Source organism: Bacillus sp. 179-C3.3 HS (assembly GCF_047229225.1).
Lineage (GTDB): Bacteria > Bacillota > Bacilli > Bacillales > Bacillaceae > Bacillus.
Genome location: NZ_JBFEFT010000005.1, coordinates 101809 through 127715, shown reverse-complemented (window position 1 = coordinate 127715; position 25907 = coordinate 101809). Strand labels below are relative to the sequence as shown.

Genomic DNA, 25907 nt, shown 5'->3' with positions numbered 1-25907 from the left:
GAAGTACGATAAACAGGCGAGATTATGTGAGGTGGAATCTCAAAAAGGTATTAAAACCAAATGTCGTTTATACAACAAAACAAGGGTACACCTACACAACAGATCACTATGGACGAATTGTTAAAGTTGAAGCAAGTGATTTAAAATATGGAGAAGTTAAAAGAAACCAATACGCCCAATCCAATGCAGGGAAACCTGATAGACTGACAAAAGATGAGGGAGGCCATTTAATCGCATCTATTGTTAAAGGGTCTGGGGATATAAACAATCTTGTGCCGATGAATTCCCAGATCAACCGTAGTGGTATAAAATGGTATCAGTTGAAACAGGAATGGTTGGCAGCATTGAGGAAATATCCACCTAAACATGTAGAAGTTAGTATTGAACCTGTTTATAAAGATGATTCGTTAAGACCTGATAGTTTTTTTTGTGAAGTACAAAGTCGGAGTCTGGAAAATTCTCATTTGATGTTGGATACGAAGGTGTTTATTCTTTAGGATTTGACAATGTACAAAGAATAGCAGTTTGGGAATACGAAACGTTCGGATTTTTACCAGACGATGAGGAAGATAAAGAAGCAGTGCTGAATTATGTGAAAAATAAAGAAGAAAACAACTAACACAATTGCCCTCCAATTTGAAGGAGGGTTTTTGTATTAGAATAGGCAAAGGAAATGAAAAACTATATCGGCATGAGATTTCAATGGAAAATACAACTTATTCCGACAGACTTGCATGCAAATATACCACATATTGGTGCTGCATCAGACTTGAGAGGTGGATATTAAAATGGGCTTTGAACAAATTAAAAATAAACTAGATCAATACACTCTTAATATTAGATCGACTAGAACAAAGGGAAAGTTAGAGAACATAGAGAAATTAGGAGCAGAAAGCGATTTTCATTTCTCTTCTGATTATAAGTGCTTTATTAGTGAGTACGGAGAATGTTGGATTGAAGACAATGTATACACCCAATTAAAAGAAGAGCCAGTGTGGTTAGATGGCGAAGCGGTTCCAGTAGGTTTGTTTTACGGGTTAGAGCAGAATAAATATGATATACGAGATGTCATAAAAACATATAAAGAACAACTACCAGAGAAAATTATTCCTATCGCAGATGCAGACGGTGGAGACCAAATTTGTTTAGATGTTAGTGAGTTAAATCAAGGGAAAGTTTATTTCTGGGATCATGAACTAAGAGATGGCGAACAAGACCTATTCCTAATCGCTGATACGTTCACTGAATTTATTGAAGGGTTATTTGTTGTTGAAGAAGACGAAGAAGATAGTGAGACAGGAGCTATTGATATCCAACTTAGTGACGACCTTTTGGCCATGTTAAAGGATATAAATAAAGATTGAACTCTATCAATTTCACAACTGAGACTCGGATAAAACTTACACATTACCCTCCTAATTAAAGGAGGGTTTTTATATGCTCGAATTTAATTCGAACAAAAGCCCTTAAAACTCAAAAGAACGTGCGTTCTATTGTTATTTAATCAGTGATTAAATGCTTAGTAACAGAAAAAATAGATAAACCAATTATAGACGAAAAACAAGCTGAAGAGTTTGAAACAATAATTGCCTATGCAATGAGCGTTACGCAAAGTTTACTAAAAATAAATGTCTTCTTCCAACTTATTTAAAAAAACAATGAAAAAAACAGGAAAATTATTCTTGAAAGCGCTTTATTTGTATGTTATTCTTCAATTATCTTTAGTAAACATTTAGTCAAATAAGCCATGAGGAGTTTGCCTATGACCACACTCAAAGATATTGCACATGATGCAAAAGTATCCGTTTCTACTGTATCTCGTGTCTTAAATGACGATCACACGTTAGCTGTTTCAACCGCAACAAGACAAAACATCCTCGACATTGCCAAGAAATTAAACTATACCCCAGTCAGAGCAAGAAAAGCAGATAAATCAGAAGGAAAAGGTTCCTCTGAATCCCCAATCATTGGTGTTGTTGTCGCACAATCCATCGACGAAGAATTAAACGATCCATTTTTTTCATCCATTCGAAAAGGAATTGAAAAAGAATATGCCAATCAAGGTTTATCGGCCCTGCATACATTTCGGCTAAGAAGCATGGACCACGGCGAGATGCTGAAGGATATGGACGGGTTAATCATCATTGGCCGAATTAGTCCAGACACTGTTGAAAAAATGACGAACCGCATGGAGCATATTGTCTTTATTAATCATTATGCAGATGAAGATTTGTATGATTGTGTGCATGTAGACTTTGAAAGAGCTGCCGATCGAGCCATCGATCACCTTCGATCCCTCGGATATTCTCATTTAGGTTATATTGGCGGGAAAGAGCGAGAGCACTATTTCGAAGGAGATGCTGTCATAGAAGATCAGAGACAAAGCACGTTCATGAAAAGAATGCAAGAGGCGGGAAGTCTCAATATGAATGATGTACATATCGGAGAATATTCCATGCAAGAAGGCTATGACCTCATGCAGCAAGCCATCCAAAAGGGCAATCTTCCAGATGCGTTCTTTATCGGAAGTGATTCCATGGCGATCGGGGCGATGCGCGCTTTACATGAAGCAGGTCTTCATGTCCCTACAGACGTATCGATCGTTGGTTTTAATGACATTGAAGCAGCCTCATTTTCAAATCCGTCCCTCACGACCGTTAAAGTGTATACAGAACAAATGGGGGAAGTTGGTCTGAAGCTTTTGCTGGAGCGAATCCGCGGGAGAACATTGCCGTTAAAAGTAGTCGTGCCAACAAAACTTATTGAAAGAGGAAGTACATGTGCCAAACATGAAAGGGGGTGAGTCAATCAATGAAGGCAAACAAAAAAAGAGACAAAGAAGCAACTGGAGAACTCCATCACATGATGGCCAAATCACGTGTACGCAAGGGGGTCTACCGATTTTTGCTTTTATCTCTCTTTGAAAAGAATTGAATTCCAGTATAATGGACTTCTTTTGTTTGCACAACGGTTTGAATTCTACTAAATATAGTCTGAATTTTCTGTAATTATAAGGAGGAGACCATGAATAAAAAAAGCATCTTGCTGAGTGTAGTGATTGTCTTGGCGGTCGTATTATCTGCATGCGGTAATAGTGGGGCGTCCGAAGCAAACGGAAAGGTCACACTGACCCTTTTTTCGACCATGAGTAATAACGGGGAAAGAAAAGCGTTTGAGGAAGTGATTCGTGATTTTGAAAAGGAGCACGAAAACATTCGAATTGATGCAAACTTCCCTGGTAACAACTACGAGGACATGATACGCGTCAAAATGGGCGCTAATGATATGCCTGACCTCTTTGATACACACGGCTGGGCCAAATTGCGATATAGCGAATATGTCGCTGATTTAAAAGACATGGACTGGGTACAACATCTAGATCCTTCACTAGATCAAATTTTAAAAGATCAAAATGGCAAAGTATACGCCTATCCTCTTAACCAAGCCAAAGATGGCTTAAGTTTTAATGCGAATCTATTAAAAAAATATGACATTCAAGTGCCTAAAACACTGGATGAATTAAAGAAGGCTTTGACAACTGTGAAAGAAAAGAGCAATGGAGAGGTCGTGCCGCTCTGGATCCCAGGAGGAGATAACTCAAACATTGCCCAAGTCTTTGATGAATTAGCCACACCATTATTAATAACTGATCAAAATCATCAATACGGAAAATCGCTAGAAGATGGAACGTTTGACTGGTCTAAGTATAAGCCGCTTCCGCAGTTTATGAAGGAATTAAAAGATGAAGAGCTTTTAAACAAAGATGTACTCACAGCTAAACTCACCCAAGCACCTGAATTAATGGCTCAAAACAAAATCGCTTTCTCCTTCGTAGGCGGTTCTCTAGGGCCTGAGGCAACAGAATTGAACGATGCAATCAAAGTGGGGACGATGCCTGTTCCATCAATTCATGAAGGGGATCAGCAAAACTGGATCGGTGGAGAAAGGTTTACTGTCGCTGCATGGAAAGACTCCAAGCATTTAAAAGAAGCCAAACAATTCATTGATTTTCTAGCAAAACCTGAAAATGCGAAGAAAATCGCAGAAGGGACGTCTTCTGAAACAGCCCTCAAACATGTGGAAGCGAAAAACTATTACTCTTCCTTTTATGAACAGTATGAGGACATCAAGATTGAACCTTACTTTGATCGAAAGTATTTACCAAGCGGCATGTGGGCTGTCATGGCAACGACTGGTCAAGAATTATTAGCGGGCTCGATCACACCAGAACAATTATCGAAGAAAATGGAAGAGGAATATCAGCGGTTAAACAAACAATAACCAACTCAAGCTGAAACAGGAGTGAAGCCAATGAGTGATCTCTCGAAAACAAAACAAACGGCAACATTCACCTCTTTTCCAAAACAAAAGATGAAACGAAGTCACAAATCATCACTTTGGTGGATGTACTTACCTGCTGTTCTCGTTGTTAGTACCTTTATCATTTACCCTTTTTTCAACGGGATTCAGCTTTCTTTTACAAATTGGAACGGTTTCTCACAAAACTATGAGTGGATCGGACTTGCACAATATGAACGGTTGCTACAAGATCCAACAACGTGGCTTGTCGTAAAAAACACGCTGCTTTATGGGATCGGAAGTACCATCTTACAAAATATCATTGGACTTGGGTATGCGCTCCTGTTAAATCACAGTTTGAAAATGAGAGCGGTCACAAGGACGATTATTTACTTGCCGGTCATGATTAGCCCGATTGCGATGGGCTACATATGGTATTTCATTTTTGCATACCAAGGCGGTGCATTAAACGACGTCGTGGCGCTTTTCGGCTTTGAACAAATGAATGCACTTGGCAATCCACAATTGAACACATGGATCATTGTAATGGTGAACACGTATCAATTCGTCGGTATTGCGATGATCATTTATTTAGCAGGGCTCCAAAGCATTCCAAAAGATTATTATGAGGCGGCACAATTAGACGGTGCGTCTAGTCTCCAGCAATTCAGGCGGATTACGCTGCCGCTTTTAATGCCATCGATCACCATTAATGTTGTGCTCAATGTCATTGGCGGGTTGAAGCTATTTGATGTCATTGTCGCCCTCACAGGAGGCGGACCTGGTGATGCCTCACAATCGATGTCCACTTTTATGTATGATTTGTACTTTAAGCGGCAAGATGCCGGCTATGCAGCAACTCAAGGTGTCTTCATGGCCCTCATCATCCTTGTGATCAGTATCGCTGCACTGATTTATTTCAAACGAAAGGAGACCGAGGTGTGATGGATAGCGCATATAAACGAAAGAAAAGATGGTTATCCTTACTCGCTCTTTTGATTACATTGCTTCATTTGATCCCATTTTACATTTTAGTGACGACTTCACTAAAGGGCATGGGTGATTTTAGTTCAAAATGGCTCTTTCCAACAAATCTTCATGTTGAAAATTTTCTCATCGCATGGTCAGAGGCCCAATTGGGACAATCGTTTTTGAATACATTGATCATAACATTCAGCTCTGCAGTGTTGCTCATTTTTCTAGGATCACTTGCAGCCTATCCACTCGCCAGAAGGGCAACGAAGCTCAATAAAGCCGTTTACCTGTTGTTTATTGCCATTATGGTCATTCCACCTCTGACGGCACTTGTTCCGTTATACAAGATGGTCGTACAAATCGGGATGATGAACACGTATCAAATCGCAATACTCAACAATGTGGCTGCTTTCTTGCCGCTCACCATCTTTTTATACGCTGGTTTTATCAGGTCTACCATTCCAAAAGAGCTGGAAGAAGCAGCACGTATCGATGGAGCAGGAACACTAAGAGTCTTTTTCACTGTCGTCTTCCCGCTATTAAAGCCCATTACAGCTTCTGTTTTGATTATTGCATGTGTTTACATTTGGAACGACTATCAATTTGCGATTTTCTTTTTACAAGATAAAGAGATGCATACACTTACAGTCGCATTATCCAATTTCTTCGGTCAAAATCAACATCAGCTCCAGCTCGTTGGTGCAGCCGCACTCATTGCAATGCTACCAATGGTCACGATGTTTTTACTCCTGCAAAAATACTTTATCGCAGGGCTTTCGCAAGGTTCTGTGAAAGGATAATCCAAACTTGATATAAAAAAGGAGAGTCGTCTATGTCTAAAATTACCTTTATCGGTGCTGGGAGTACCGTATTTGCCAAAAATATATTAGGAGATTGTATGTTTGTGCCTGCGTTATCTGGCTTTGAATTCGCCTTATATGATATTGACCAAAACCGGCTAAAAGAATCAGAGACCATGCTCAAACACTTAAAAGAAAACTACAATGCAAATGTGGCCATTCGTGCATATGACGATCGTAAAGATGCCTTAAGGGACGCGAAATATGTCATCAATGCCATTCAGGTCGGAGGCTATAAGCCAAGTACTGTCATCGACTTTGACATCCCTAAAAAGTACGGACTAAGACAAACCATTGCGGATACAGTTGGGATCGGTGGGATCTTTCGTTCACTTAGAACCATTCCCGTCATGCTCGATTTCGCGAAGGATATGGAAGAGGTTTGTCCTAATGCCTTATTTTTAAACTACACGAACCCGATGGCGACACTGACAGGGGCCATGCTGCGTTATACACCGATTCAAACCGTTGGCCTTTGCCATAGTGTTCAAGTATGTACAAAAGATCTGTTTGAATCTCTCCAAATGGAACATGAGGGGATTGAAGAAAAAATCGCCGGCATCAACCATATGGCATGGTTATTAGAGGTCAAACGAGATGGGAAAGACTTATATCCAGACATCAAAAAACGAGCAAAAGAAAAACAAAACATGAAACACGATGATATGGTTCGTTTTGAATTAATGGATAAATTCGGCTACTACGTGACAGAATCATCAGAGCACAATGCCGAGTACCATCCATATTTTATTAAATCACGTTATCCAGAGCTTATCGAGCGGTTTAACATTCCGCTTGATGAATACCCGCGCCGTTGCGAAGAGCAAATCAACAATTGGAATACAATGAAGGATGATCTTGTGGGAAATACACACATCACGCATACGCGCTCGAAAGAATACGGCTCACGCATTATTGAAGCCATTGAAACGAATGTGCCATTTAAATTTGGTGGCAATGTACTCAATACAGGGAGACTGATTCAAAACCTGCCTGAAAAAGCATGTGTGGAAGTACCATGTATTGCAGATCGTAGCGGCATCATGCCGTGTTTTATCGGAGAGATACCAGAGCAATTGGCGGGCCTTAACCGTACCAACATCAGCTCACAGCTGATGACAATTGAAGCAGCCATCAGCGGGAAAAAAGAACATATTTATCAAGCGGCTTTGTTAGACCCACATACAAGTGCTGAACTATCCATTGATGACACGATTAAACTATGTGATGACTTAATCGAAGCCCATGGAGACATGCTGCCACATTTTTCAGAACCGAATCAATCTGTCACTTCATCTCCGTCCTAAATGAAAAGATGAGATGATCCTTCCACCTGATGCTGTGCGGCATCAGGTTTTTGTATGCACCGGAGCGGTTTATGATGCATCATTGATCACAAAGTAAACCAATACAACGGTTTTATTTGACAAAGCGTGTATACAGATGGGCAATCGTTTGATGAGACAATGGGTGATAAACAAGAGCTTCTAAAGTGTGAGATGACCCAATCATGATAAAAAGGAGACAAAGACATGACCAAAACAGATATCCAAACGTTGAAAAATTATATCGGCGGGAAGTGGATGGATGCGGAAACGAATCAAACCGAAGCTGTCTATAATCCGGCGACTGGAGAAGTGATCGCACAAGTCCCTCTCTCAACAAAAACAGATGTGGAACGTGCGGTACAAGCCGCACAAAAAGCGTTTACCATTTGGTCGAAAACAGCTGTCCCTAGACGTGCACGAATCCTTTTTAAATATCAACAGCTACTCGTAGAGAAGTGGGAAGAGCTAGCAGAACTCGTCACGATTGAAAACGGAAAAAGTATGTCAGAAGCCAGAGGAGAAGTGCAGCGCGGAATTGAATGTGTAGAATTTGCCGCTGGTGCTCCGACGCTCATGATGGGAAAACAATTGCCAGATATCGCAACTGGTCTCGAATCCGGAATGTATCGCTATCCAATTGGTGTCATTGGTGGTATTACGCCATTTAACTTTCCAATGATGGTCCCTTGCTGGATGTTCCCACTTGCGATTGCATGTGGAAATACGTTCATTTTAAAACCATCCGAACGCACGCCTCTTCTCGCTGCACGGTTAGCAGAACTGTTTGAAGAAGCAGGGCTACCTAAAGGAGTCTTAAACATTGTAAACGGTGCACATGATGTCGTAAATGGTCTTCTTGTGCATCCAAAAGTAAAAGCGATCTCATTTGTCGGTTCTCAGCCAGTCGCAGAGTATGTATATCAAAAAGGAACAGAACACAGGAAACGTGTACAAGCGCTAGCTGGCGCAAAAAACCACTCGATTGTGTTGAAAGACGCCGATTTAGAAATGGCAACAAAACAAATCATTGGTGCTGCCTTTGGATCAGCTGGAGAACGATGCATGGCTGCCGCTGTTGTTGCAGTCGAGGAAGAGGTGGCGGACAAACTCATTCACCAATTAGTCGACGAAGCCAATCAACTGGTGATCGGAAATGGAATCAATGAGGACGTTTTTCTTGGGCCTGTCATCCGAAAGCAGCATAAAGAGCGGACGCTTCAATACATACAATCAGGTATTGAAGAAGGAGCCAGTCTCATTCGTGACGGACGAAAAGACAAAGAAACGAATGGAGAAGGTTATTTTGTTGGACCAACGATTTTTGATCACGTCACGAGTCAAATGAAAATTTGGCAAGATGAAATCTTCGCCCCTGTTTTATCTATTGTACGAGTCTCATCACTTAGCGAAGCGATTGACCTGTCCAATCAATCAAAGTTTGCAAACGGGGCATGTCTTTACACAGACAGCGCATCACGCATAAGAGAATTCCGCGAAAACATAGAGGCGGGCATGCTAGGCATTAACATCGGTGTTCCCGCACCAATGGCATTCTTTCCGTTTTCCGGATGGAAAGATTCATTCTACGGGGACTTACACGCCAATGGAACAGATGGGGTCGAGTTTTACACAAGAAAGAAAATGGTCACCGCCCGTTATATGTAAATAAAAGAAGAAAAAGATGCAGCGCCAGAGTAGGTGACTGCATCTATTTGTCTCTTCCTTGACCATTGTGCTTTGAAAATTGTTTTTCCATTTCTGAAAAAAACAGATGAGCCGCCTGAGAAAAGACTTGATGCTTTTTCCAAACGAAACGGACACCTGATGCTAGTTTCGGTTCTAGTGGCCTAAAGCACAAGTGGCTCTCCTCTGACGTATCGGCCACTTTATCAATGGATATCGCATAACCGACCCCTTCTTTGACCATGATGCCAGCATTGTATAATAGGTTATACGTACACACCACATGTAACTTCTCGTAATCCTCTCCAAACCATTCCGAGAACTCATTCCTAGATAAACCGGATTTCATCGCTTGTCTAGAAAGAAGAAGAGGAAGATCGACTAGATCCTGCCTTCTGATGGATTCTTTCATCGCCAAAGGGCTGTCTTTTCTCATAACAACTCCCCAAACATCATCGGCAGGCAGACGAATGGAATGATACTTAGACAAATCGGCTGGTTCAATGAGTAGACAGAAATCAAGCAACCCTTGATCTAACATCTCGGTGACATCATCAAAGTTGCCGCTTTGAAAATGACATTTGACCTTTGGATACTTTAGCTGAAAGTCTCTTACGACTTTTGCAATGAGCCTCATCGCTTCTGTTTCTCCGCCGCCAATATACACATCCCCACTAATAGTGCCTTCCATTGATTGAAATTCTTTTTCCACTTTCGTGACCATCTCAATGATTTCTTCAGCTCTTTTTCGTAAAATCATGCCTTCCTCAGTAAGTGCCATATGATGACTCTTGCGGACAAATAGTTTTTTCCCCAATTTATCTTCTAATTCCTTTAACTGTCTAGATAAAGTAGGCTGTGTAACATGCAGATAATGGGCTGCACCTGTGATGCTTCCTTCTCTAGCAACAGCAAGAAAATAACGTAAAACCCTAATTTCTATCCTCACGACCCCCTCGACAAAAAGCGCATTATGCCTAAAAGGCATTTCGCCTTATGAGATTTAAGTATTGGTTATATCATAAACTTCCCCTTAAACTATACTCAAGCTTCAATCATAAATCAATTTAGAAGTGAGGAGAATGTAGATGAGGAATCAGCCGCAATTATTGATCTTGATTTTAACAATAGGTGTTTTCGGTATTTTGAATACTGAGATGGGGTTTATCGGTATATTACCTGACATTGCAGCTTTTTATGATGTACACGTTTCAACAGCAGGTTGGTTAGTTAGCGTATTTGCCATTGGTGTGGCTGTATCAGGTCTAACCATGCCGCTCCTTCTATCTAGATATAATCGAAAAAAAGTCATGCTGCTCGTCCTTAGTATATTTGTTGTAGGGAATATCATCTCAATATTTACAACTCATTTTACCGTATTAATGCTTGCACGAATCATTCCAGCACTTTTCCATCCAGTCTATTGTGCATTGGCATTTTCGATTGCAGCTGAATCTGTCAGCAAAGAAGAGGCTCCTAAAGCCGTATCGAAAGTGTTTGTTGGTGTGTCTGCCGGTATGGTAGTAGGTGTACCGGTTGTCAGTTTGATCGCTAGCGTGTCAAATTTACAAATGGCTATGGCTTTTTTTGCAGTGACCAACCTGCTCGTTCTCATTGCCACTCTCATATGGATTCCGTCAATGCCTGTTCAAGTAAGGCGAACCCATGGTGAGCAACTGAACATCTTAACAAAATCAAAACCGTGGTTTTCAATCATCTTTGTCATCTTATTAAATGCAGCCATATTTGGGGTATATAGCTACTTAGCTGAGTACTTACAATCGGTGAGTCAAGTTTCTGCAAATCTATCAAGCTTGCTGTTGTTCATCTATGGTGTAGCCAACATCATTGGAAATGTGGCAGCCGGAAAGTTATTGACACTTCATGCTAAACGCATCATAATCATGACACCCATCATGTTAAGTACGGTATATGTTTTTTTATTTTTGGCCGCGCAGCAAACGTTCCTAATGATTTTGATTATATTACTATGGGGGATATTAGCGGGAATAGGCGCACTTGTGAATCAATATGTTGTGACATCCGCAGCACCAGAGGCTCCTGACTTTGCAAACGGAATATTCTTGTCATCGACCAATATTGGGACTGTGATTGGCACAATACTTGGCGGTTACTTTATTTCTAACATGGGCATCCAGTATGTCGTCTTTGTGGGGATCATCTCAGCAGGACTTAGTTTATTGGTCATTTCAATGCGACATCACAGAACGAAAACTGACCAACTTTAAGAATGTATCAAACGTCCTTGCCAAATTTGATGAAAAGGTGAGAATCATACGCTCATATGTACACGCACACCCTCAAGAAATAAGTCTTTTTATGCATTCTCCATGGTCAAACGACAACATATTTTTGAAGGAACCCTATCTTAGATACCAGGAGGATGTAAAGCGATGAGAAAGAAGTGTAGTGTATGTTTTTTGGTTATGGCTTTAATATTGAGCTGTGTACCTTGGAGTAATGCGAAGGCTGTAAGCAGCCCCATTGCAAAACAAGTAGGGAAGTCAAATCCGCTAATTGACCATCATTTGGGGGCAGATCCATTTGCACTGACCTATAACGGAAGAGTCTATATTTATATGTCAAGTGATGACTACGAGTATCAAAGCAACGGGACAATTAAGGATAATTCATTTGCCAATTTAAATAAGGTGTTTGTCATCTCGTCAGCGGATATGGTGAACTGGACTGATCATGGAGCCATTCCAGTAGCAGGTGCCAACGGGGCAAATGGTGGGAGAGGCATTGCCAAATGGGCGGGAGCTTCTTGGGCCCCATCAGCCGCGGTGAAAAAGATCAATGGTAAGGATAAATTTTTCCTTTATTTCGCGAACAGTGGGGGAGGTATCGGGGTTCTAACAGCAGATAGCCCAATTGGTCCGTGGACGGATCCAATCGGAAAAGCGCTCGTCACGCCAAGTACGCCAGGCATGTCGGGGGTTGTATGGCTTTTTGATCCAGCAGTTTTTGTAGATGATGATGGTACTGGTTACCTATATGCCGGCGGAGGTGTTCCTGGCGATTCAAATCCAACACAGGGAGAGTGGGCGAATCCAAAAACAGCCAGAGTCATGAAATTAGGGGAAGATATGACGAGTGTTGCGGGCAGTGCTTCTACCATTGATGCCCCTTTTATGTTTGAAGACTCAGGCATGCACAAGTATAACGGAACCTATTACTATTCCTATTGTATCAATTTTGGCGGCACACACCCAGCTGACAAACCCCCTGGTGAGATTGGTTATATGACCAGCTCAAGTCCGATGGGCCCCTTTACGTATAGAGGGCACTTCCTGAAAAATCCGGGCGCATTTTTTGGAGGCGGTGGAAACAACCATCATGCTGTTTTCAATTTTAAAAATGAGTGGTATGTGGTGTATCATACGCAAACTGTCAGCTCCGCTCTGTTCGGAGCCGGAAAAGGGTACCGTTCTCCGCATATTAATAAGCTAGTGCATCAGACAAATGGCTCCCTTCAAGAAGTAGCAGCCAATTATGAGGGGGTCAAACAGCTGTCCAATCTGAATCCTTATCAAAGGACAGAAGCTGAAACGTTTGCTTGGAATGGACGCATTTTGACAGAAGACTCTTCAGCACCCGGAGGGCCGGTCAACAATCAACATGTCACCAATATTCAGAACGGAGATTGGGTGGCTGCGGGGAATGTAGACTTTGGATCGAGCGGTGCAAGCACATTTAAAGCCAATGTCGCATCCGCTACAAGCGGGAAAATAGAAGTACGACTTGGCAGTACAAGCGGCAGACTAGTCGGAACACTCCATGTTCCTTCAACAGGCGGAACGCAAAACTGGCGAGAAATTGAAACTGCGGTTAACGGTGCAACAGGCGTGCACAACGTATTTTTTGTCTTTACCGGAACAGGTGCAGGAAACCTATTTCAATTTGATTCATGGCAATTTACTCAAAGGTAACAAAGGCAGATGCAGAAATATTGGGTAGAGGAGTGGGAACTCGATGTCATGTGTAAAAAAATCAATTTGTGCTTTATTGGCCTGCTTCACCATGTTGCCTCTCATGTTCATAGGACCCGGAGTGACTAAAGTATCTGCAGCAAGTGATGCCAATGTAAATATAAATGCGGAAAGACAGGTGATTCGTGGCTTTGGCGGAATGAACCACCCAGCTTGGATCGGGGATTTGACAGCACCTCAAAGGGAAACCGCCTTTGGCAATGGACAGAATCAATTAGGGTTTTCTATTCTTAGAATATATGTAGACGAGAACAGAAATAATTGGCACAGAGAAGTCGCCACTGCCAAACGCGCGATAGAGCACGGAGCTTTGGTGATTGCTTCGCCATGGAACCCTCCAAGCAGTATGGTCGAGACCTTCAATCGTAATGGAACAACTGCTAAGCGGCTTAAATACAATCAATACGCAGCATATGCTCAGCATCTAAACGACTTTGTGACTTATATGAAGAGTAACGGGGTGAATCTTTATGCCATTTCAGTGCAAAACGAGCCAGATTATGCACACGAATGGACATGGTGGACCCCGCAGGAAATCTTGCGTTTCATGAGAGAAAATGCCGGTTCCATCAATGCCCGTGTAATTGCGCCAGAATCATTTCAATACCTAAAAAATCTATCGGACCCCATTTTGAATGATCCGCAGGCGCTTAGAAATATGGACATTCTCGGTGCTCACCTGTACGGGACCCAAATCAGCCAGCTTCCATATCCGCTTTTTAAACAAAAAGGAGGAGGAAAAGAGCTATGGATGACAGAAGTATACTACCCGAATAGTGACAACAACTCAGCGGACCGTTGGCCTGAAGCATTAGGGGTTTCAGAGCATATTCACCATTCAATGGTAGAAGGGGATTTCCAAGCATATGTGTGGTGGTACATCCGCAGGTCTTATGGTCCTATGAAAGAAGATGGGATGATCAGCAAACGCGGATACAACATGGCACATTTCTCCAAATTTGTTCGTCCTGGCTACGTAAGGATTGATGCAACGAAAAGTCCTGAACCGAATGTTTTCGTATCAGCCTATAAAGGTGAGAATAGAGTCGTCATTGTGGCGATCAATAAAAACAATACAGGAGTCAATCAACACTTTGTGATGCAGAATGGAACTGTTTCAGAAGCATCGAGGTGGATCACAAGCAAAAGCAGTAACCTCGAGCCTGGAACAGATGTAACGATATCAGGCAATCAATTTTGGACCCATCTTCCGGCTCAAAGTGTGACAACATTTGTAGTAAAGCGTTAAAAACATCGAATTGCAACAAGCTGAGTTTCTTATTTTGGTTATGGGCTTTGGATGAAGAAGTATTATCATGCCACATATGTAAATGCAGCAAAAACTAGCTCAACAAAAACCATATCATATAAACTTATTGAATAAGCATGCTACAAAAAGTTTTTATTGCTTACAGTTGGTTTGGAGAGCTTGGAAGTCATAAAATAACTGGCAAGGAGCGTGGATTTTATTAGCGTATTCTTTCTTCACCCGATGGCTCTAATCTTATTTACATTGCCATTGTTATCTTTGGTTTGGGGGATTGTTGGTTACCTTTTAGCGAGTATGTCGTTCTAATCATCACATTTGTAGTTTCGACTATTTCATATTTGCCTATACGGGGTTCGTCATGTCAAATATATATTGGGTAGTGACTATGACCTTTCTAAGCATGTGTACCTGTGTCATCACAAAAATGAGACGATATCTTTCAAATCGTTATAAAAAAGTATAGATATCCAAAAAGCTTATGTTCCCAAACATAAGCTTTTTTTACTTCAATTTTAATGAAAATACTTTATTTAAAAATGAGAAAACATTGAATGCCATATTTCTATCCATGAATAAATTTTTGGTTTGACTCATATAATCTATTGTTTATATAAGTCATTGATTATATACTAATAAAGGAGTTGAAAACAGTGACTAATATTTGAAAAAGAGGGGGGATCATAGCATAGTGGATTCTAATGTTTCAATTGGTGTGACGCATATGACGAATTGTTTAAAAGCACTTAGCGATCAAACAAGACTGATCATGATGAAATTATTTTTGGAGAAGGAATATTGTGTTTGTGAACTAGTCGATATGTTCGAAATGAGTCAACCATCCATTAGTCAACATTTAGGAAAATTAAAAAAGGCTGGATTTGTCCACGAAAATAGAAAAGGACAGTGGCGTTATTATTCAATTAATACACTGTGTCCAGAATTTGAGACGATTCGGATGATCTTAAATCAAATAGACAAAGAAGATGATCTTTTAAAAAGGGTTCAACATAACGGAACTAACGTTTCTTGTTCGTAAGGAGGGATGAGTTTGAGTTTTGCCATATTGTCATTACTCATATTTTTGTTGACTTTGGGATTGGTTATTTGGCAACCAAAAAACTTATCGATTGGCTGGTCAGCATGTGGAGGAGCTATTTTAGCCTTAATTATAGGTGTTGTGAATGTTGAAGATGTGATGACCGTGACAGGCATCGTTTGGAATGCGACTTTAGCTTTTGTCGCCATTATCGTCATTTCACTCATACTAGATCGAATCGGTTTTTTTGAGTGGGCAGCACTGCATATGGCAAAGGCTGCAAAAGGAAGTGGGCTACGTATGTTTGTGTATGTCACTATCTTAGGTGCAGCCGTAGCTGCTTTATTTGCAAACGATGGTGCAGCACTAATTTTGACACCCATTGTTTTAGCCATGGTCAGAGCATTACACTTCAATGAAAAAATTGTGTTCCCATTTATTATTGCGAGTGGTTTTATTGCAGATACAACTTCGCTTCCCCTTGTCGTAAGTAACTTGGTGAACATTGTAACAGCCGACTATTTTCAAATAACTTTTATCGAATATGCATCTAGAATGATTGTGCCAAACCTTTTCTCATTGCTAGCGAGTATCACTGCATTATACCTTTTCTTTAGAAAGAGTATACCTAAGCGCTATGATCTGACTGAGTTAAAGCACCCTCATGAAGCAATAAAAGATCCAAAAATGTTTAGATTATCTTGGTATATATTGGTTTTTTTATTGATTGGGTATTTTGCTAGCGAATCTTTATCCATACCTGTATCGGTCATAGCTGGCGTGATCGCCATCATATTTTTAATCATTGCCCAAAAAAGCCCTGCTGTTGAAACTAAAAGCGTATTAAAAGAAGCGCCATGGGCGATCGTTTTCTTTTCAATCGGCATGTACGTTGTTGTCTATGGCATGCGAAATGCAGGACTCACTGATGCTCTTTCAAGCGTGATTCAAGCTGTAGCAGATCAAGGTTTATTGGTAGGGACTCTTGGTATGGGATTTATCGCAGCAATTCTTTCATCTGTCATGAATAATATGCCGACTGTCATGATTGATGCATTAGCCATATCCGGTACTGATACCCAAGGAATGATGAGAGAAGCGTTGATTTACGCAAATGTCATTGGTTCTGATTTAGGTCCAAAAATTACACCTATAGGTTCTTTGGCAACACTCTTATGGCTTCACGTACTATCTCAAAAAGGTGTGAAGATTTCCTGGGGGTCATATTTCAAAATCGGTGTCATTCTCACAGTACCAACACTATTCATCACACTATTAGCTTTGTATTTCTGGCTAATCATTATACATTAAAGGAGAAGATCAACATGTCAAAGAAATCAATTTACTTTTTATGTACCGGCAATTCTTGTCGTAGTCAAATGGCTGAAGGATGGGCTAAAAAACATCTTGGAAATGAGTGGAAGGTCTATAGCGCTGGTATTGAAGCTCATGGATTAAATCCGAATGCTGTAAAAGCAATGAAAGAAATAGGGATTGATATTTCTAATCAAACGTCTGACCTGATTGATCAGAACATATTACAAAATGCTGACTTAGTCGTCACACTATGCGGTGATGCAGCTGATAAATGCCCGATGACACCCTCTCATGTCAAACGTGTACATTGGGGCTTTGATGATCCAGCAAAAGCAGAAGGAACAGAAATAGAGAAGTGGGCTTTTTTCCAAAGAGTACGAGATGAAATTGGAGATCGATTGAAACAGTTTGCTAAGACTGGAGAATAAGAGCATTCATAACGTAATCAGCCGATTGAAACAATCGGGTTATATTATGCTTATTCCTAATGTGCAAATTGGATATATGATTAATTAAATAGAAGCATACAAATACAACGAAGCACAACGAAGCCAAAAGATCAATGACAGGCGATTAATCGAACCAACTTAATATGTTCTATAATACCATCATGTCCTTTGATCTTTTGGCAATGATGGTATTTTTTATTTAAACTAGTTACATGTTTCAACTTTTGTACAAAGACATGATGAAGGGAATCATAAATATTTCTGAAATTGGTAGCGATATCAAGAAAGCCATGGAGTATATATGATTCACTGAAGATAGGATGTAATAGTTTCAGATTGTTGAAAAGCGCTTATAGCGCAATGTATGTATTTCACATTCACCACTTTTATTAAGAAAGGGGGAACAAGAAATTGAAAACTGATGATGCATTTCCAAAACCAATTGGTGGCTTTACTGTCGGGCGAACCCAAATGGATGTTGATTACACGGCATCAGATCACTCAAAAAGGGAACTGACGGCGTTTGTGTACTATCCGTCCGATAGTAGCGAAGGGAAGACTACATCAACGTACATGTTTCCAGAAGTCTACGAGATGCTTAATGAACAGCCACTTGTCACTGAGTATCTTAAAAAGAAGGATTTTTTCTCTATCGATATCAAGACTCAGTGTTACGACGACCTTGCTCTTTCCGAGAAGGAAAATCGCTATCCGGTGTTATTCTATGTTTGCGGCGGGGGCGGTTCTCCAGAATGGGGTACAGTGATTTGTACAGATTTGGCAAGCATTGGGTATGTTGTCGTAAGCATCGGCCATCAGAATAGCACGATGTATAAGCGTAAAGACGGGCGCCTGTTTAATGTATCAAAGGATTTTTCCGATGTCATGATGGCGTTTTCTGAAGATCCGGAGATGATGGCATTTTCTAGTAAGATGGAGATGCGGCCTGACGATGAAACGGCCATTGACATGTGCCGTAACGTCCTTACACTGCCGATACTTAACCAGTTAATGAAGTATAGTGAATTACAGTCAGAAGATGTCAGGTATGTAGCCGATTATCTATACAAACTGGACTCTGGAGAGGTGAATTCCATCTTTAAGGACAGATTGTTGCTTGACATCGGCATAGGCATAGTCGGACATTCTTATGGAGGGCCAACGGCGGCGATTGTTTGCCGGGACGACGACCGGTTCGCCTGCGGGATTGGCTTGGATAGTGGTGCGTTCGGTCTTATCGACAGCGACCTGAAGAAACCCTTTTTGCTGCTATTTTCTGAACCTAACTATAATATGAATGCGATCATTGGCGCTAACAACAGTATGGAAACCTATTATTTCTCTGTTGATCGTGTTGCGCATTTAGATTACTGCGACATCGTGTTTACCAGTGTTAATGAGGAACTCAGAGGCGAACGGAATGCTATGGAGATGCGACATCTTGTGACAGACTATACGAAGAACTTTTTTGATCATTACTTGCCGCAGATGGATGCAAGTGTGGAAAGTCTGGCATACGATGGCGTGGACTTGATCAAGAAGACCAGCAACAAGTGACATAACTGAAATGAAAATACTCAAACTGAAAAACCTTTTTGAACAATTTCATTTATTAAGGACGTAGAGATTTTTTCATATTACACTAAGCTGTACAAGAAGGTAAATGTGGATCCATTATTATTTTGGAAGACAAAAGCGGACCCATAGTAATCAAGTCTAATAACGTATCTTTTATTGATGATTATCGTTCGCACAATTGACATTATTACGAGTATTTAGTTTGTAGGAGAGAAAAGTGTGGGTGTCACAAACTTTTTATGTGGGTTAAAACCTGCAATAATTTTAAGTAGAAACAATACTAATAACCTAATTAAAATAGAATATGAGAGCGTTGTGTTTTGCAATATATTCAGCAATATCTAAACAAAAAGGATCCAGCAAAGGCTCTTTTTTGTGTGCAACACACAAAAGGCTGCAGCCCCTACTGGTATTGAGAGGATATCTTTACTGAGAAATCTCTTTAAAAGACCAGTAGGGGGAATGGACATGAATAAGCATTTAAACTACACTTGTTTTGAAAAATACAAAAGAAAACGCAAAAATGAGCGTAAGCGTCATTACAAAATTATTTCATTCATCACTTAAATAACTTTTGAATGATAGATATAGAATTGGATATAACAAAGAGCAATAAATAAAAAAGAAAATTCAAACATTTCATGTCAACCGGTTGACATGTGAAACCGCTTGACATAAAATTTTCATTGAAAGCGCTTTTATATTTATGGAAAAGATAAAAGAGGGGAACGTGGAATGTATGAAAAAGTGGCTATTTGTAAGTATAGCTTTATTACTGATTTTTGCTGCAGTAGGATGTAGTAAAAATCAAAGTGTCAACAGTGATGGAAAAAAAGTCATCACAATGTGGGTACATGTATCTGATGATAATGAAGAAGGTAAAGTTTATAAAAACCGGGTAGAAGCTTTCAACAAGAAGTACGCATCTGAAGATATTAAAGCTAAGATTGAATTTATTCCACGTAGTGGAAACGGTGGTGGGTATGAAGATAAAGTGAACGCAGCACTGACAACCGGTACATTACCAGATGTTATTACTTTAGATGGGCCGAATACGGCTGCTTATGCTAAATCTGGCATCATTGCTCCACTAGATGAGTATGTGAAAGATCAAGATGATTTACTACCGAGTATTAAGCAACAAGGAACATATCAAGACAAATTGTATGCAATTGGTGCTAGTGAATCATCCGTGGGAATTTACTACAATAAAAAAATGTTACAAGAGGCAGGCGTTGATTTAAATACGTTACCGACAGTTGATAAACCTTGGACATGGGATCAATTTATTGCCCTGTGTAAAACGTTAAAAGAAAAATATAATAAACCGGCTATTGATATGCAATTACAATCAAAAGATGAAATGTTAACGTATGCTCTAACACCATTTGTATGGTCTGCAGGTGGAGAAATTCTCTCAAAAGATGGTACGAAGGCAGAAGGTGTGTTTAATCAGAAGCCTACTGTTGAAGCATTGCGTTTTATTCAAACAATGTTAAAAGAAGGGTATACAACGCGTACCCCCGTCAAACAAGCTTTTGAAACAGAAAAGTATCCAATGAAGTTTAGTGGTGTATGGACAGTAACAGATCTGGAAACAAACTTTCAAAAAGTTGATTATGGTGTGATGCCTTATCCCGTATCACCAAAAACAAAGAGACTGGTTTCACCTTCAGGAAGTTGGCAGTTTGCAACAACACAAAAGTCTGAAAATAAAGAATGGTCTGCTAAATTGGTGGATTGGATGACAAATAAAAATTCAAATTTAGAATTAAGTCGCACAATTGCAGCCCTACCAGTTCGTTACTCTTCTGAGAAAGTGCTTACAAAAGAATTTTCTGATCAAATGAATGTATTCATGAAACAATTAAAGGAATCAGGACACACTCGACCAGTAACATCAGCGTATCCACAAGTAACACGTGCTTTCCAACAAACAATTGATGATATAAGTTTCTATGATCAAAACAAAAATATCAAAAACATCTTAGATTCACGTGCTACAGAAATGCAGGAAGCTATCGATAAGGCGAATCGATAAAAGCAGCTAGAAGGAGGCATTATGATTAAAACTGGATTAAAAAGAAATAAGACCGTTTCCAATTTTCCACTAAAATCAAAAGAGACCAAAAATAAAATGAAATGGAAAGAAAACGTAGTAGCTTATACATTTTTAGGACCGGCATTATTCCTTTTATTGCTGTTCCTCATTATTCCAGCGATTATGTCCATCTACTATGCATTCACAGATTACTACCTGTTAACGCCCGATATGCGTAAATTTGTCGGATTAGATAACTTTATCAATTTATTCAAGGATCCTATCTTCTTGAAAAGTTTAGTGAACACTCTAAAATTTGTTGTTTGGGTAATTCCTTTACAAATAGGGGCAGCTCTTGGGCTAGCCCTCCTGTTAAACAAACAGCGCAAAGCTAACACATTTTTTAAAGTAGCCTACTTTAGCCCTGTAGTCATGTCGCTGGTTGTTATCTCTGTTCTGTGGCTCTATTTGTTAAATCCAAATGAAGGAATCATCAACAATGTACTCACGCATTTTGGCCTCTCAGCTCAACCGTTCTTAACAAGCCCTAAGCAAGCGATGTTTACAATAGTTTTTGTTTCAGCATGGCAGGGAGCTGGCTTTCAGATGCTAATTTTTCTGGCAGGGTTGCAGAACATACCTGGGGATGTCTATGAAGCTGCACAGTTAGATGGAATTAATAAATGGCAACGATTTATTTACATTACATTGCCTTTACTAAAGCCAACCTCTGTTTTTATCTTGATAACGACATTAATTGGTGCATTTAAATTACTGGTTCAACCAATGGTCATGACACAAGGAGGTCCAATCAACTCCACGATGACAGTTGTATATTACATTTATCAAACTGGTTTTACAGATCGAATGGTTGGATATGCTAGTTCAATTGCTCTTCTCTTTGGAACAATTATTGGATTGGTTACGCTAGCCCAACGAAGATTAGTGAAGGAGGAAGATGACTATTGAGACGGAACTTCGGACCCTTAACAATTTTAGAATACATTTGTTTGGTTCTACTGGCGGTATTATTTATTTTTCCATTGTTCTGGATGATCGCATCATCAATGAAACCAGAAGCAGAAGTATATCATCATATGAATAGTGTCAAAGCTTTCCTACCTTCGTTCGATCCGTCAAATTGGTTTATATCATATAAGCAAGTTTTGTCACGCTTTCACTTACTTGGCTATATAGTAAACAGTTTGATCTATGGTCTATGTGTCGCAACTGGTTCTGTCATTATCAATGGGATGGCAGGTTTTGCGTTCGCTAAATTGAATTTTAATGGGAAACGAGTACTGTTTGGTCTTTTATTGGCCCTTTTAATCGTCCCACTCGAAACCATCTTAATCTCACAATTTACTATAGTTCAGAAACTAGGATTAGTAGACACTCGCCTTGCAGTCATCTTGCCTGTTTTAGCAGGGGCATTCAATATCTATCTATTCCGAAACTTTTTTATGGCCATACCTGCAGAGATTATTGAGTCAGCCAAGTTGGATGGAGCAAATACGTGGCAAATATTTTTAAGGATCATGTTACCGATGTCCAAACCGGCTGTTGCTACAGTTGGAACCTTAGCCTTTATCGGAAGTTGGAATGATTATATCTGGCCTTTGATGGTTTTGACGGACAAGTCCAAATTCCCTATCCAAGTAGCCATCACGGCAATTAATAGTACAGATCCTGTTTATACCAATCAAGTGATGGCTGTACTCACCATATCTACCATTCCATTAATCCTTATTTATATCGTAGCCCAACGGTATATTTTGGAGGGTATTGGTGGTTCAGGGACAGGCATCAAATAAAAAATAGTATATAATTCGCAAAATGAATAAACAAGAGTCGAGGTGTTGAATGTCTACGTTTAGGAGAAAGATCATTATTCTATTTATAGCCGTAATTGGATTATCATCATTTAGTTATTTTGTGAGGAAGGATGTAGCAAAAGGGACAGATTATAAGGAGAATATCTCGGAAGTTACTTTCTACAATGAATTATATCGTCCACAATACCATTTTTCACAACCCGAAGGTCATTTAGCAGACCCAAATGGTTTAATTTTTTATAAAGGAGAATATCATTTGTTCCATCAACAAAATGGAACCTGGGCTCATGCAATTAGTAAAGATCTCACTCATTGGAAACATATGCCGATTGCGTTCGGACATGATCAATTGGGCGAGGCCATTTCAGGGAGTGCTGTAGTGGATTGGAATGACACAAGTGGCTTCTTTGATGGAAAATCTGGTCTTGTTGCGATTTTTACTAACACATTGGATGGCTTAGAACAACAAAGTCTCGCTTATAGTAAAGATAACGGTAGAACCTGGGTAAAATATAAAGGTAATCCAGTTCTTCCAAACAATGAAGGGAAGGATTTCCGAGATCCTAAAGTTTTCTGGCATGAAGAAACAAAACAATGGGTAATGGTTGTATCCACCAATCAAAGTGTTACCTTTTACGGGTCGAAAAACCTGAAAAAGTGGACAAGAATGAGCCGATTTGGTGACCAGGAAGGCTCACATGCAGCAGTCTGGGAATGTCCAGATTTGTTCCAGCTACCTGTTGACGATAGTGGAAAGAAAAAATGGGTTCTTCATGTAAGTGTTGGCGATAATGATGAAACAAATGGATCAACTGCTCAATATTTTATTGGCGAATTTGATGGAAAAGAATTCAAAAATGACAATGGGCCAGAGACAGTTCTGACAACAGATATAGGACAGGATTTCTACGCTGGGCAGACATTCTCTGATATTCCCGAAAAAGATGGAAGACGTATTTGGATTGGATGGATGTCTAATTGGCGTTATCCATACCAATCACCAACATCTCCGTGGATGGGTAATATGTCTATCCCTCGTGAATTGACCTTAAGGACAATTGAAAATGGTCAAATTAAATTAGTACAAGAACCAGTAGATGAATTAAAACAATTAAGAGCAACCACTACACAATTTAAACCGTTTACGTTCGAAGGCAATAAAAAGATTACTAATTTTAAAGGGAGTACATTTGAATTTGAAGCAGAAATGACATGGAAGGAAATACGTGAGTTTGGAATTCGTGTGCGACGAGGGGATTCAGGAAAAGAGCACACAGATATAGGACTTGATGTGAAAAATCACAAGGTTTTTACTGATCGAACAAATGCTGGGTTGAAAGAATTAATCGATCGAAATGGAAAACCATTTGCATTTGGTTCACGTCATGAAACTGATTATCCAAAGAATCGCAAGAAAATCAAAATTCATGGTTTTGTGGATGAATCATCGGTTGAAGTATTTATTAATGATGGGGAACAAACTTTTACAAATTTAATTTATACTAATCCAGCTAATCGTGGCATTGAATTATATTCAAAAGGAGGTAAAGTACGTGTAGACTCTCTGCAATTTCATCATTTAAACTCTATTTGGCGTGATAAACTCAAAAAGGACAAGTTAGAAAGAATTACATTAAGTGAACAAGCAGTCGTTCTTAAAATAGGCGAAAAAAGGGATGTTCAAGCAGTAGCAAAGCCGGATTGGTTAGATTACAAAGGTGAGTTAAAGTGGGAAGGAACTGACAAGTCAATTGTAAAAGTATCTACCGAAGCTATAGGTTCCCAAGGAACATTGAGAGGGTTAAAGACAGGTAACACAACTATCAAAATCTCTGACAAAAGTGGAAGAGTTATTACAAAGTTACCTGTGAGTGTGGTAGGGAACTAGAATAAAGATCAATCTATTTAACGTTAAAATGTAAACGGATTCAAATCTGTCATTTTAGACAAACTTCACCAATTGATGAAGTTTGTCTTTTTGATTAGAGACTATTGAACCTAGAGCATACTCATTTTTAGAAAGCTACTATTAAGCTTTTTTAAAAATTAATTCATGCTAATCGGTTGACATCTAAGTGTCAAAATAATATATCAAGATACTATCTTTAAGTGGTTGTTCTTTCTAAAAGCTTAACGGGCAAGCTTGTTTCAAGTGGTAAATCGTTAAATTCACCTTCAATTTCTTTTGTTAAAATCTCAATGGCCTTTTTAGCAATTGACTCAACTGGTTGACGTATTGTTGTTAATCCAGGTAGCAAGGTTTGACTGGTTTCTGTTCCATCATATCCGATGACTTTTAGTTCAATTGGAATGTCTTTTCCTCTTTTTTGTGCCTCAACCATAACTGAGGCTGCAATTAAGTCATCACTTGCAAAAATACCATCTACCTCTGGATGCTCATCGAAAAGTTTACAAATGACCTCTTGCTGAATTTTACGATCAAATGTATTTGAAATTTCATACGTAATCGGTGTCATTCCCTGTTCATTCATGACATATTCATATGCTTTCCGTCTTAAATTTGCTGGTGTTTCCAGTTGAATGGGTCCGTTAATATGGATAATATGCTTACAACCTTTAGAAATTAATAATTCTGTTGCTAGTATTCCGCCTGAATAATTATCAGAAGAAACGGTAGGTATCTGTTTCGATAAATAATGATCAATCGCTACAATGGGGAGAGTGTGGTTATGATAATCTAGTATACCTCGGTTATATGTCACAGCTATTACACCGTCTACTTGATTTCGTATCAACATTTCCCAATATTTCTCTTCTTTATCTATCCGATTTAAACTGTTACACAGCAGCACCTTAAAATTAAGCGAAGCACAGATACTTTCAATATGAAAAACCAGCTCACCAAAAAATGGATTGCTTGTCTGAGGTACGATGATCCCTATCAGATTTGTTCGTTTATTGAATAGAGAACGGGCAATATCATTAGGAAAGTAATTGACCTCTTTCATTGCTTTGTAGACATTTTTCTTTGTTTCATCACTTATATAACCGCGATTGTTTAATACGCGGGAAACAGTTGTTGGCGAAACACCTGCTATTTTTGCCACATCGCTAATTTTGGGTTTCATCCTATTTCCTCCTAATTTCTTAAGAACCATTTATTCGTATTATACTGAGATATGTTGTAACAGTAAAATGCATTGAATGGAACGGACTTATACTGCAATAAATTTGCTCCATCATGTTACATAAATCCGATTAC

Annotated in this window: 21 protein-coding genes and 2 pseudogenes; 21 read left to right on the top strand and 2 right to left on the bottom strand. The window is 39.6% G+C overall.

Annotated features, from left to right (window positions below):
- Nucleotides 1-23 precede the first annotated feature (23 nt).
- The 10 genes and pseudogenes from AB1K80_RS05530 to AB1K80_RS05485 form a co-directional block, all read left to right on the top strand.
- Nucleotides 24-497 (top strand): annotated as a pseudogene (locus AB1K80_RS05530) (DNA/RNA non-specific endonuclease); the annotation flags it as partial.
- Between the two features lie 8 nt (nucleotides 498-505).
- Nucleotides 506-619 (top strand): annotated as a pseudogene (locus AB1K80_RS05525) (TIGR01741 family protein); the annotation flags it as partial.
- 169 nt (nucleotides 620-788) lie between these two features.
- Entirely contained in the window at nucleotides 789-1364 is a 576-nt protein-coding gene (locus AB1K80_RS05520) for an SMI1/KNR4 family protein (protein WP_412855620.1), read from the top strand.
- 398 nt (nucleotides 1365-1762) lie between these two features.
- Nucleotides 1763-2803, top strand: coding sequence for a LacI family DNA-binding transcriptional regulator (locus tag AB1K80_RS05515; protein ID WP_412855619.1), 1041 nt, complete (start codon nucleotides 1763-1765; stop codon nucleotides 2801-2803).
- An 8-nt stretch (nucleotides 2804-2811) separates the two neighbouring features.
- Entirely contained in the window at nucleotides 2812-2934 is a 123-nt protein-coding gene (locus AB1K80_RS05510) for a hypothetical protein (protein WP_412855618.1), read from the top strand.
- A 90-nt stretch (nucleotides 2935-3024) separates the two neighbouring features.
- Nucleotides 3025-4281 carry an ABC transporter substrate-binding protein gene (locus tag AB1K80_RS05505; protein WP_412855617.1) on the top strand — a complete coding sequence of 419 codons (1257 nt, stop codon included), beginning with the start codon at nucleotides 3025-3027 and terminating at the stop codon, nucleotides 4279-4281.
- Between the two features lie 90 nt (nucleotides 4282-4371).
- Complete coding sequence (locus AB1K80_RS05500; protein ID WP_412855657.1) at nucleotides 4372-5244, top strand: carbohydrate ABC transporter permease; 873 nt, start codon at nucleotides 4372-4374, stop codon at nucleotides 5242-5244.
- Nucleotides 5244-6074, top strand: coding sequence for a carbohydrate ABC transporter permease (locus AB1K80_RS05495; RefSeq protein WP_412855616.1), 831 nt, complete (start codon nucleotides 5244-5246; stop codon nucleotides 6072-6074). Before AB1K80_RS05500 ends, AB1K80_RS05495 begins: the two co-directional genes overlap by 1 nt.
- Before the next feature lie 32 nt (nucleotides 6075-6106).
- Nucleotides 6107-7441 (top strand): alpha-glucosidase/alpha-galactosidase, encoded by a 1335-nt coding sequence (locus tag AB1K80_RS05490; protein WP_412855615.1) that lies wholly within the window; start codon nucleotides 6107-6109, stop codon nucleotides 7439-7441.
- A 225-nt stretch (nucleotides 7442-7666) separates the two neighbouring features.
- Nucleotides 7667-9127, top strand: coding sequence for a CoA-acylating methylmalonate-semialdehyde dehydrogenase (locus tag AB1K80_RS05485; protein ID WP_412855614.1), 1461 nt, complete (start codon nucleotides 7667-7669; stop codon nucleotides 9125-9127).
- A 43-nt stretch (nucleotides 9128-9170) separates the two neighbouring features.
- Here AB1K80_RS05485 and AB1K80_RS05480 read toward each other — a convergent pair whose 3' ends face one another.
- Complete coding sequence (locus AB1K80_RS05480; protein ID WP_412855656.1) at nucleotides 9171-10088, bottom strand: LysR family transcriptional regulator; 918 nt, start codon at nucleotides 10086-10088, stop codon at nucleotides 9171-9173.
- A 145-nt stretch (nucleotides 10089-10233) separates the two neighbouring features.
- Here AB1K80_RS05480 and AB1K80_RS05475 point away from each other — a divergent pair, with 145 nt between their 5' ends.
- The 11 genes from AB1K80_RS05475 (at nucleotide 10234) to AB1K80_RS05425 (ending at nucleotide 24572) form a co-directional block, all read left to right on the top strand.
- Nucleotides 10234-11394, top strand: coding sequence for an MFS transporter (locus tag AB1K80_RS05475; protein ID WP_412855612.1), 1161 nt, complete (start codon nucleotides 10234-10236; stop codon nucleotides 11392-11394).
- 165 nt (nucleotides 11395-11559) lie between these two features.
- Nucleotides 11560-13098, top strand: coding sequence for a glycoside hydrolase family 43 protein (locus AB1K80_RS05470; protein ID WP_412855611.1), 1539 nt, complete (start codon nucleotides 11560-11562; stop codon nucleotides 13096-13098).
- Nucleotides 13099-13141: 43 nt separating this feature from the next.
- The gene (locus AB1K80_RS05465; RefSeq protein ID WP_412855610.1) at nucleotides 13142-14407 is read left to right on the top strand and encodes a glucuronoxylanase; all 1266 of its coding nucleotides are present in this window, start codon (nucleotides 13142-13144) and stop codon (nucleotides 14405-14407) included.
- A gap of 742 nt (nucleotides 14408-15149) precedes the next feature.
- On the top strand, nucleotides 15150-15464 hold the full coding sequence (locus tag AB1K80_RS05460; protein WP_289385712.1) for an ArsR/SmtB family transcription factor: 315 nt from the start codon (nucleotides 15150-15152) through the stop codon (nucleotides 15462-15464).
- Nucleotides 15465-15476: 12 nt separating this feature from the next.
- Complete coding sequence (locus AB1K80_RS05455) at nucleotides 15477-16775, top strand: arsenic transporter (protein WP_412855609.1); 1299 nt, start codon at nucleotides 15477-15479, stop codon at nucleotides 16773-16775.
- Nucleotides 16776-16789: 14 nt separating this feature from the next.
- Entirely contained in the window at nucleotides 16790-17209 is a 420-nt protein-coding gene (gene arsC, locus AB1K80_RS05450) for an arsenate reductase (thioredoxin) (protein WP_412855608.1), read from the top strand.
- A 432-nt stretch (nucleotides 17210-17641) separates the two neighbouring features.
- Complete coding sequence (locus AB1K80_RS05445) at nucleotides 17642-18787, top strand: choline esterase (RefSeq protein ID WP_412855607.1); 1146 nt, start codon at nucleotides 17642-17644, stop codon at nucleotides 18785-18787.
- 760 nt (nucleotides 18788-19547) lie between these two features.
- Complete coding sequence (locus tag AB1K80_RS05440; RefSeq protein ID WP_412855606.1) at nucleotides 19548-20849, top strand: ABC transporter substrate-binding protein; 1302 nt, start codon at nucleotides 19548-19550, stop codon at nucleotides 20847-20849.
- 21 nt (nucleotides 20850-20870) lie between these two features.
- Complete coding sequence (locus tag AB1K80_RS05435; RefSeq protein WP_412855604.1) at nucleotides 20871-21818, top strand: carbohydrate ABC transporter permease; 948 nt, start codon at nucleotides 20871-20873, stop codon at nucleotides 21816-21818.
- A 197-nt stretch (nucleotides 21819-22015) separates the two neighbouring features.
- A complete protein-coding gene (locus AB1K80_RS05430) occupies nucleotides 22016-22663 on the top strand; it encodes a carbohydrate ABC transporter permease (protein WP_412855603.1) in 648 nt (215 codons plus the stop codon).
- A gap of 49 nt (nucleotides 22664-22712) precedes the next feature.
- Entirely contained in the window at nucleotides 22713-24572 is a 1860-nt protein-coding gene (locus tag AB1K80_RS05425; RefSeq protein ID WP_412855602.1) for a GH32 C-terminal domain-containing protein, read from the top strand.
- Nucleotides 24573-24789: 217 nt separating this feature from the next.
- Here the strand turns inward: AB1K80_RS05425 and AB1K80_RS05420 are convergent, their stop codons facing one another.
- Nucleotides 24790-25773, bottom strand: a complete 984-nt coding sequence (locus tag AB1K80_RS05420) for a LacI family DNA-binding transcriptional regulator (RefSeq protein WP_412855601.1) — start codon at nucleotides 25771-25773, stop codon at nucleotides 24790-24792.
- Between the last annotated feature and the right edge of the window lie 134 nt (nucleotides 25774-25907).

Coding starts and splice junctions, on each gene's coding strand:
- AB1K80_RS05520 (WP_412855620.1), top strand. CDS start 789: ATGGGCTTTGAACAAATTAAAAATAAACTAGATCAATACACTCTTAAT.
- AB1K80_RS05515 (WP_412855619.1), top strand. CDS start 1,763: ATGACCACACTCAAAGATATTGCACATGATGCAAAAGTATCCGTTTCT.
- AB1K80_RS05510 (WP_412855618.1), top strand. CDS start 2,812: ATGAAGGCAAACAAAAAAAGAGACAAAGAAGCAACTGGAGAACTCCAT.
- AB1K80_RS05505 (WP_412855617.1), top strand. CDS start 3,025: ATGAATAAAAAAAGCATCTTGCTGAGTGTAGTGATTGTCTTGGCGGTC.
- AB1K80_RS05500 (WP_412855657.1), top strand. CDS start 4,372: ATGAAACGAAGTCACAAATCATCACTTTGGTGGATGTACTTACCTGCT.
- AB1K80_RS05495 (WP_412855616.1), top strand. CDS start 5,244: ATGGATAGCGCATATAAACGAAAGAAAAGATGGTTATCCTTACTCGCT.
- AB1K80_RS05490 (WP_412855615.1), top strand. CDS start 6,107: ATGTCTAAAATTACCTTTATCGGTGCTGGGAGTACCGTATTTGCCAAA.
- AB1K80_RS05485 (WP_412855614.1), top strand. CDS start 7,667: ATGACCAAAACAGATATCCAAACGTTGAAAAATTATATCGGCGGGAAG.
- AB1K80_RS05475 (WP_412855612.1), top strand. CDS start 10,234: ATGAGGAATCAGCCGCAATTATTGATCTTGATTTTAACAATAGGTGTT.
- AB1K80_RS05470 (WP_412855611.1), top strand. CDS start 11,560: ATGAGAAAGAAGTGTAGTGTATGTTTTTTGGTTATGGCTTTAATATTG.
- AB1K80_RS05465 (WP_412855610.1), top strand. CDS start 13,142: ATGTCATGTGTAAAAAAATCAATTTGTGCTTTATTGGCCTGCTTCACC.
- AB1K80_RS05460 (WP_289385712.1), top strand. CDS start 15,150: ATGACGAATTGTTTAAAAGCACTTAGCGATCAAACAAGACTGATCATG.
- arsC (WP_412855608.1), top strand. CDS start 16,790: ATGTCAAAGAAATCAATTTACTTTTTATGTACCGGCAATTCTTGTCGT.
- AB1K80_RS05440 (WP_412855606.1), top strand. CDS start 19,548: ATGAAAAAGTGGCTATTTGTAAGTATAGCTTTATTACTGATTTTTGCT.
- AB1K80_RS05435 (WP_412855604.1), top strand. CDS start 20,871: ATGATTAAAACTGGATTAAAAAGAAATAAGACCGTTTCCAATTTTCCA.
- AB1K80_RS05425 (WP_412855602.1), top strand. CDS start 22,713: ATGTCTACGTTTAGGAGAAAGATCATTATTCTATTTATAGCCGTAATT.
- AB1K80_RS05420 (WP_412855601.1), bottom strand. CDS start 25,773: ATGAAACCCAAAATTAGCGATGTGGCAAAAATAGCAGGTGTTTCGCCA.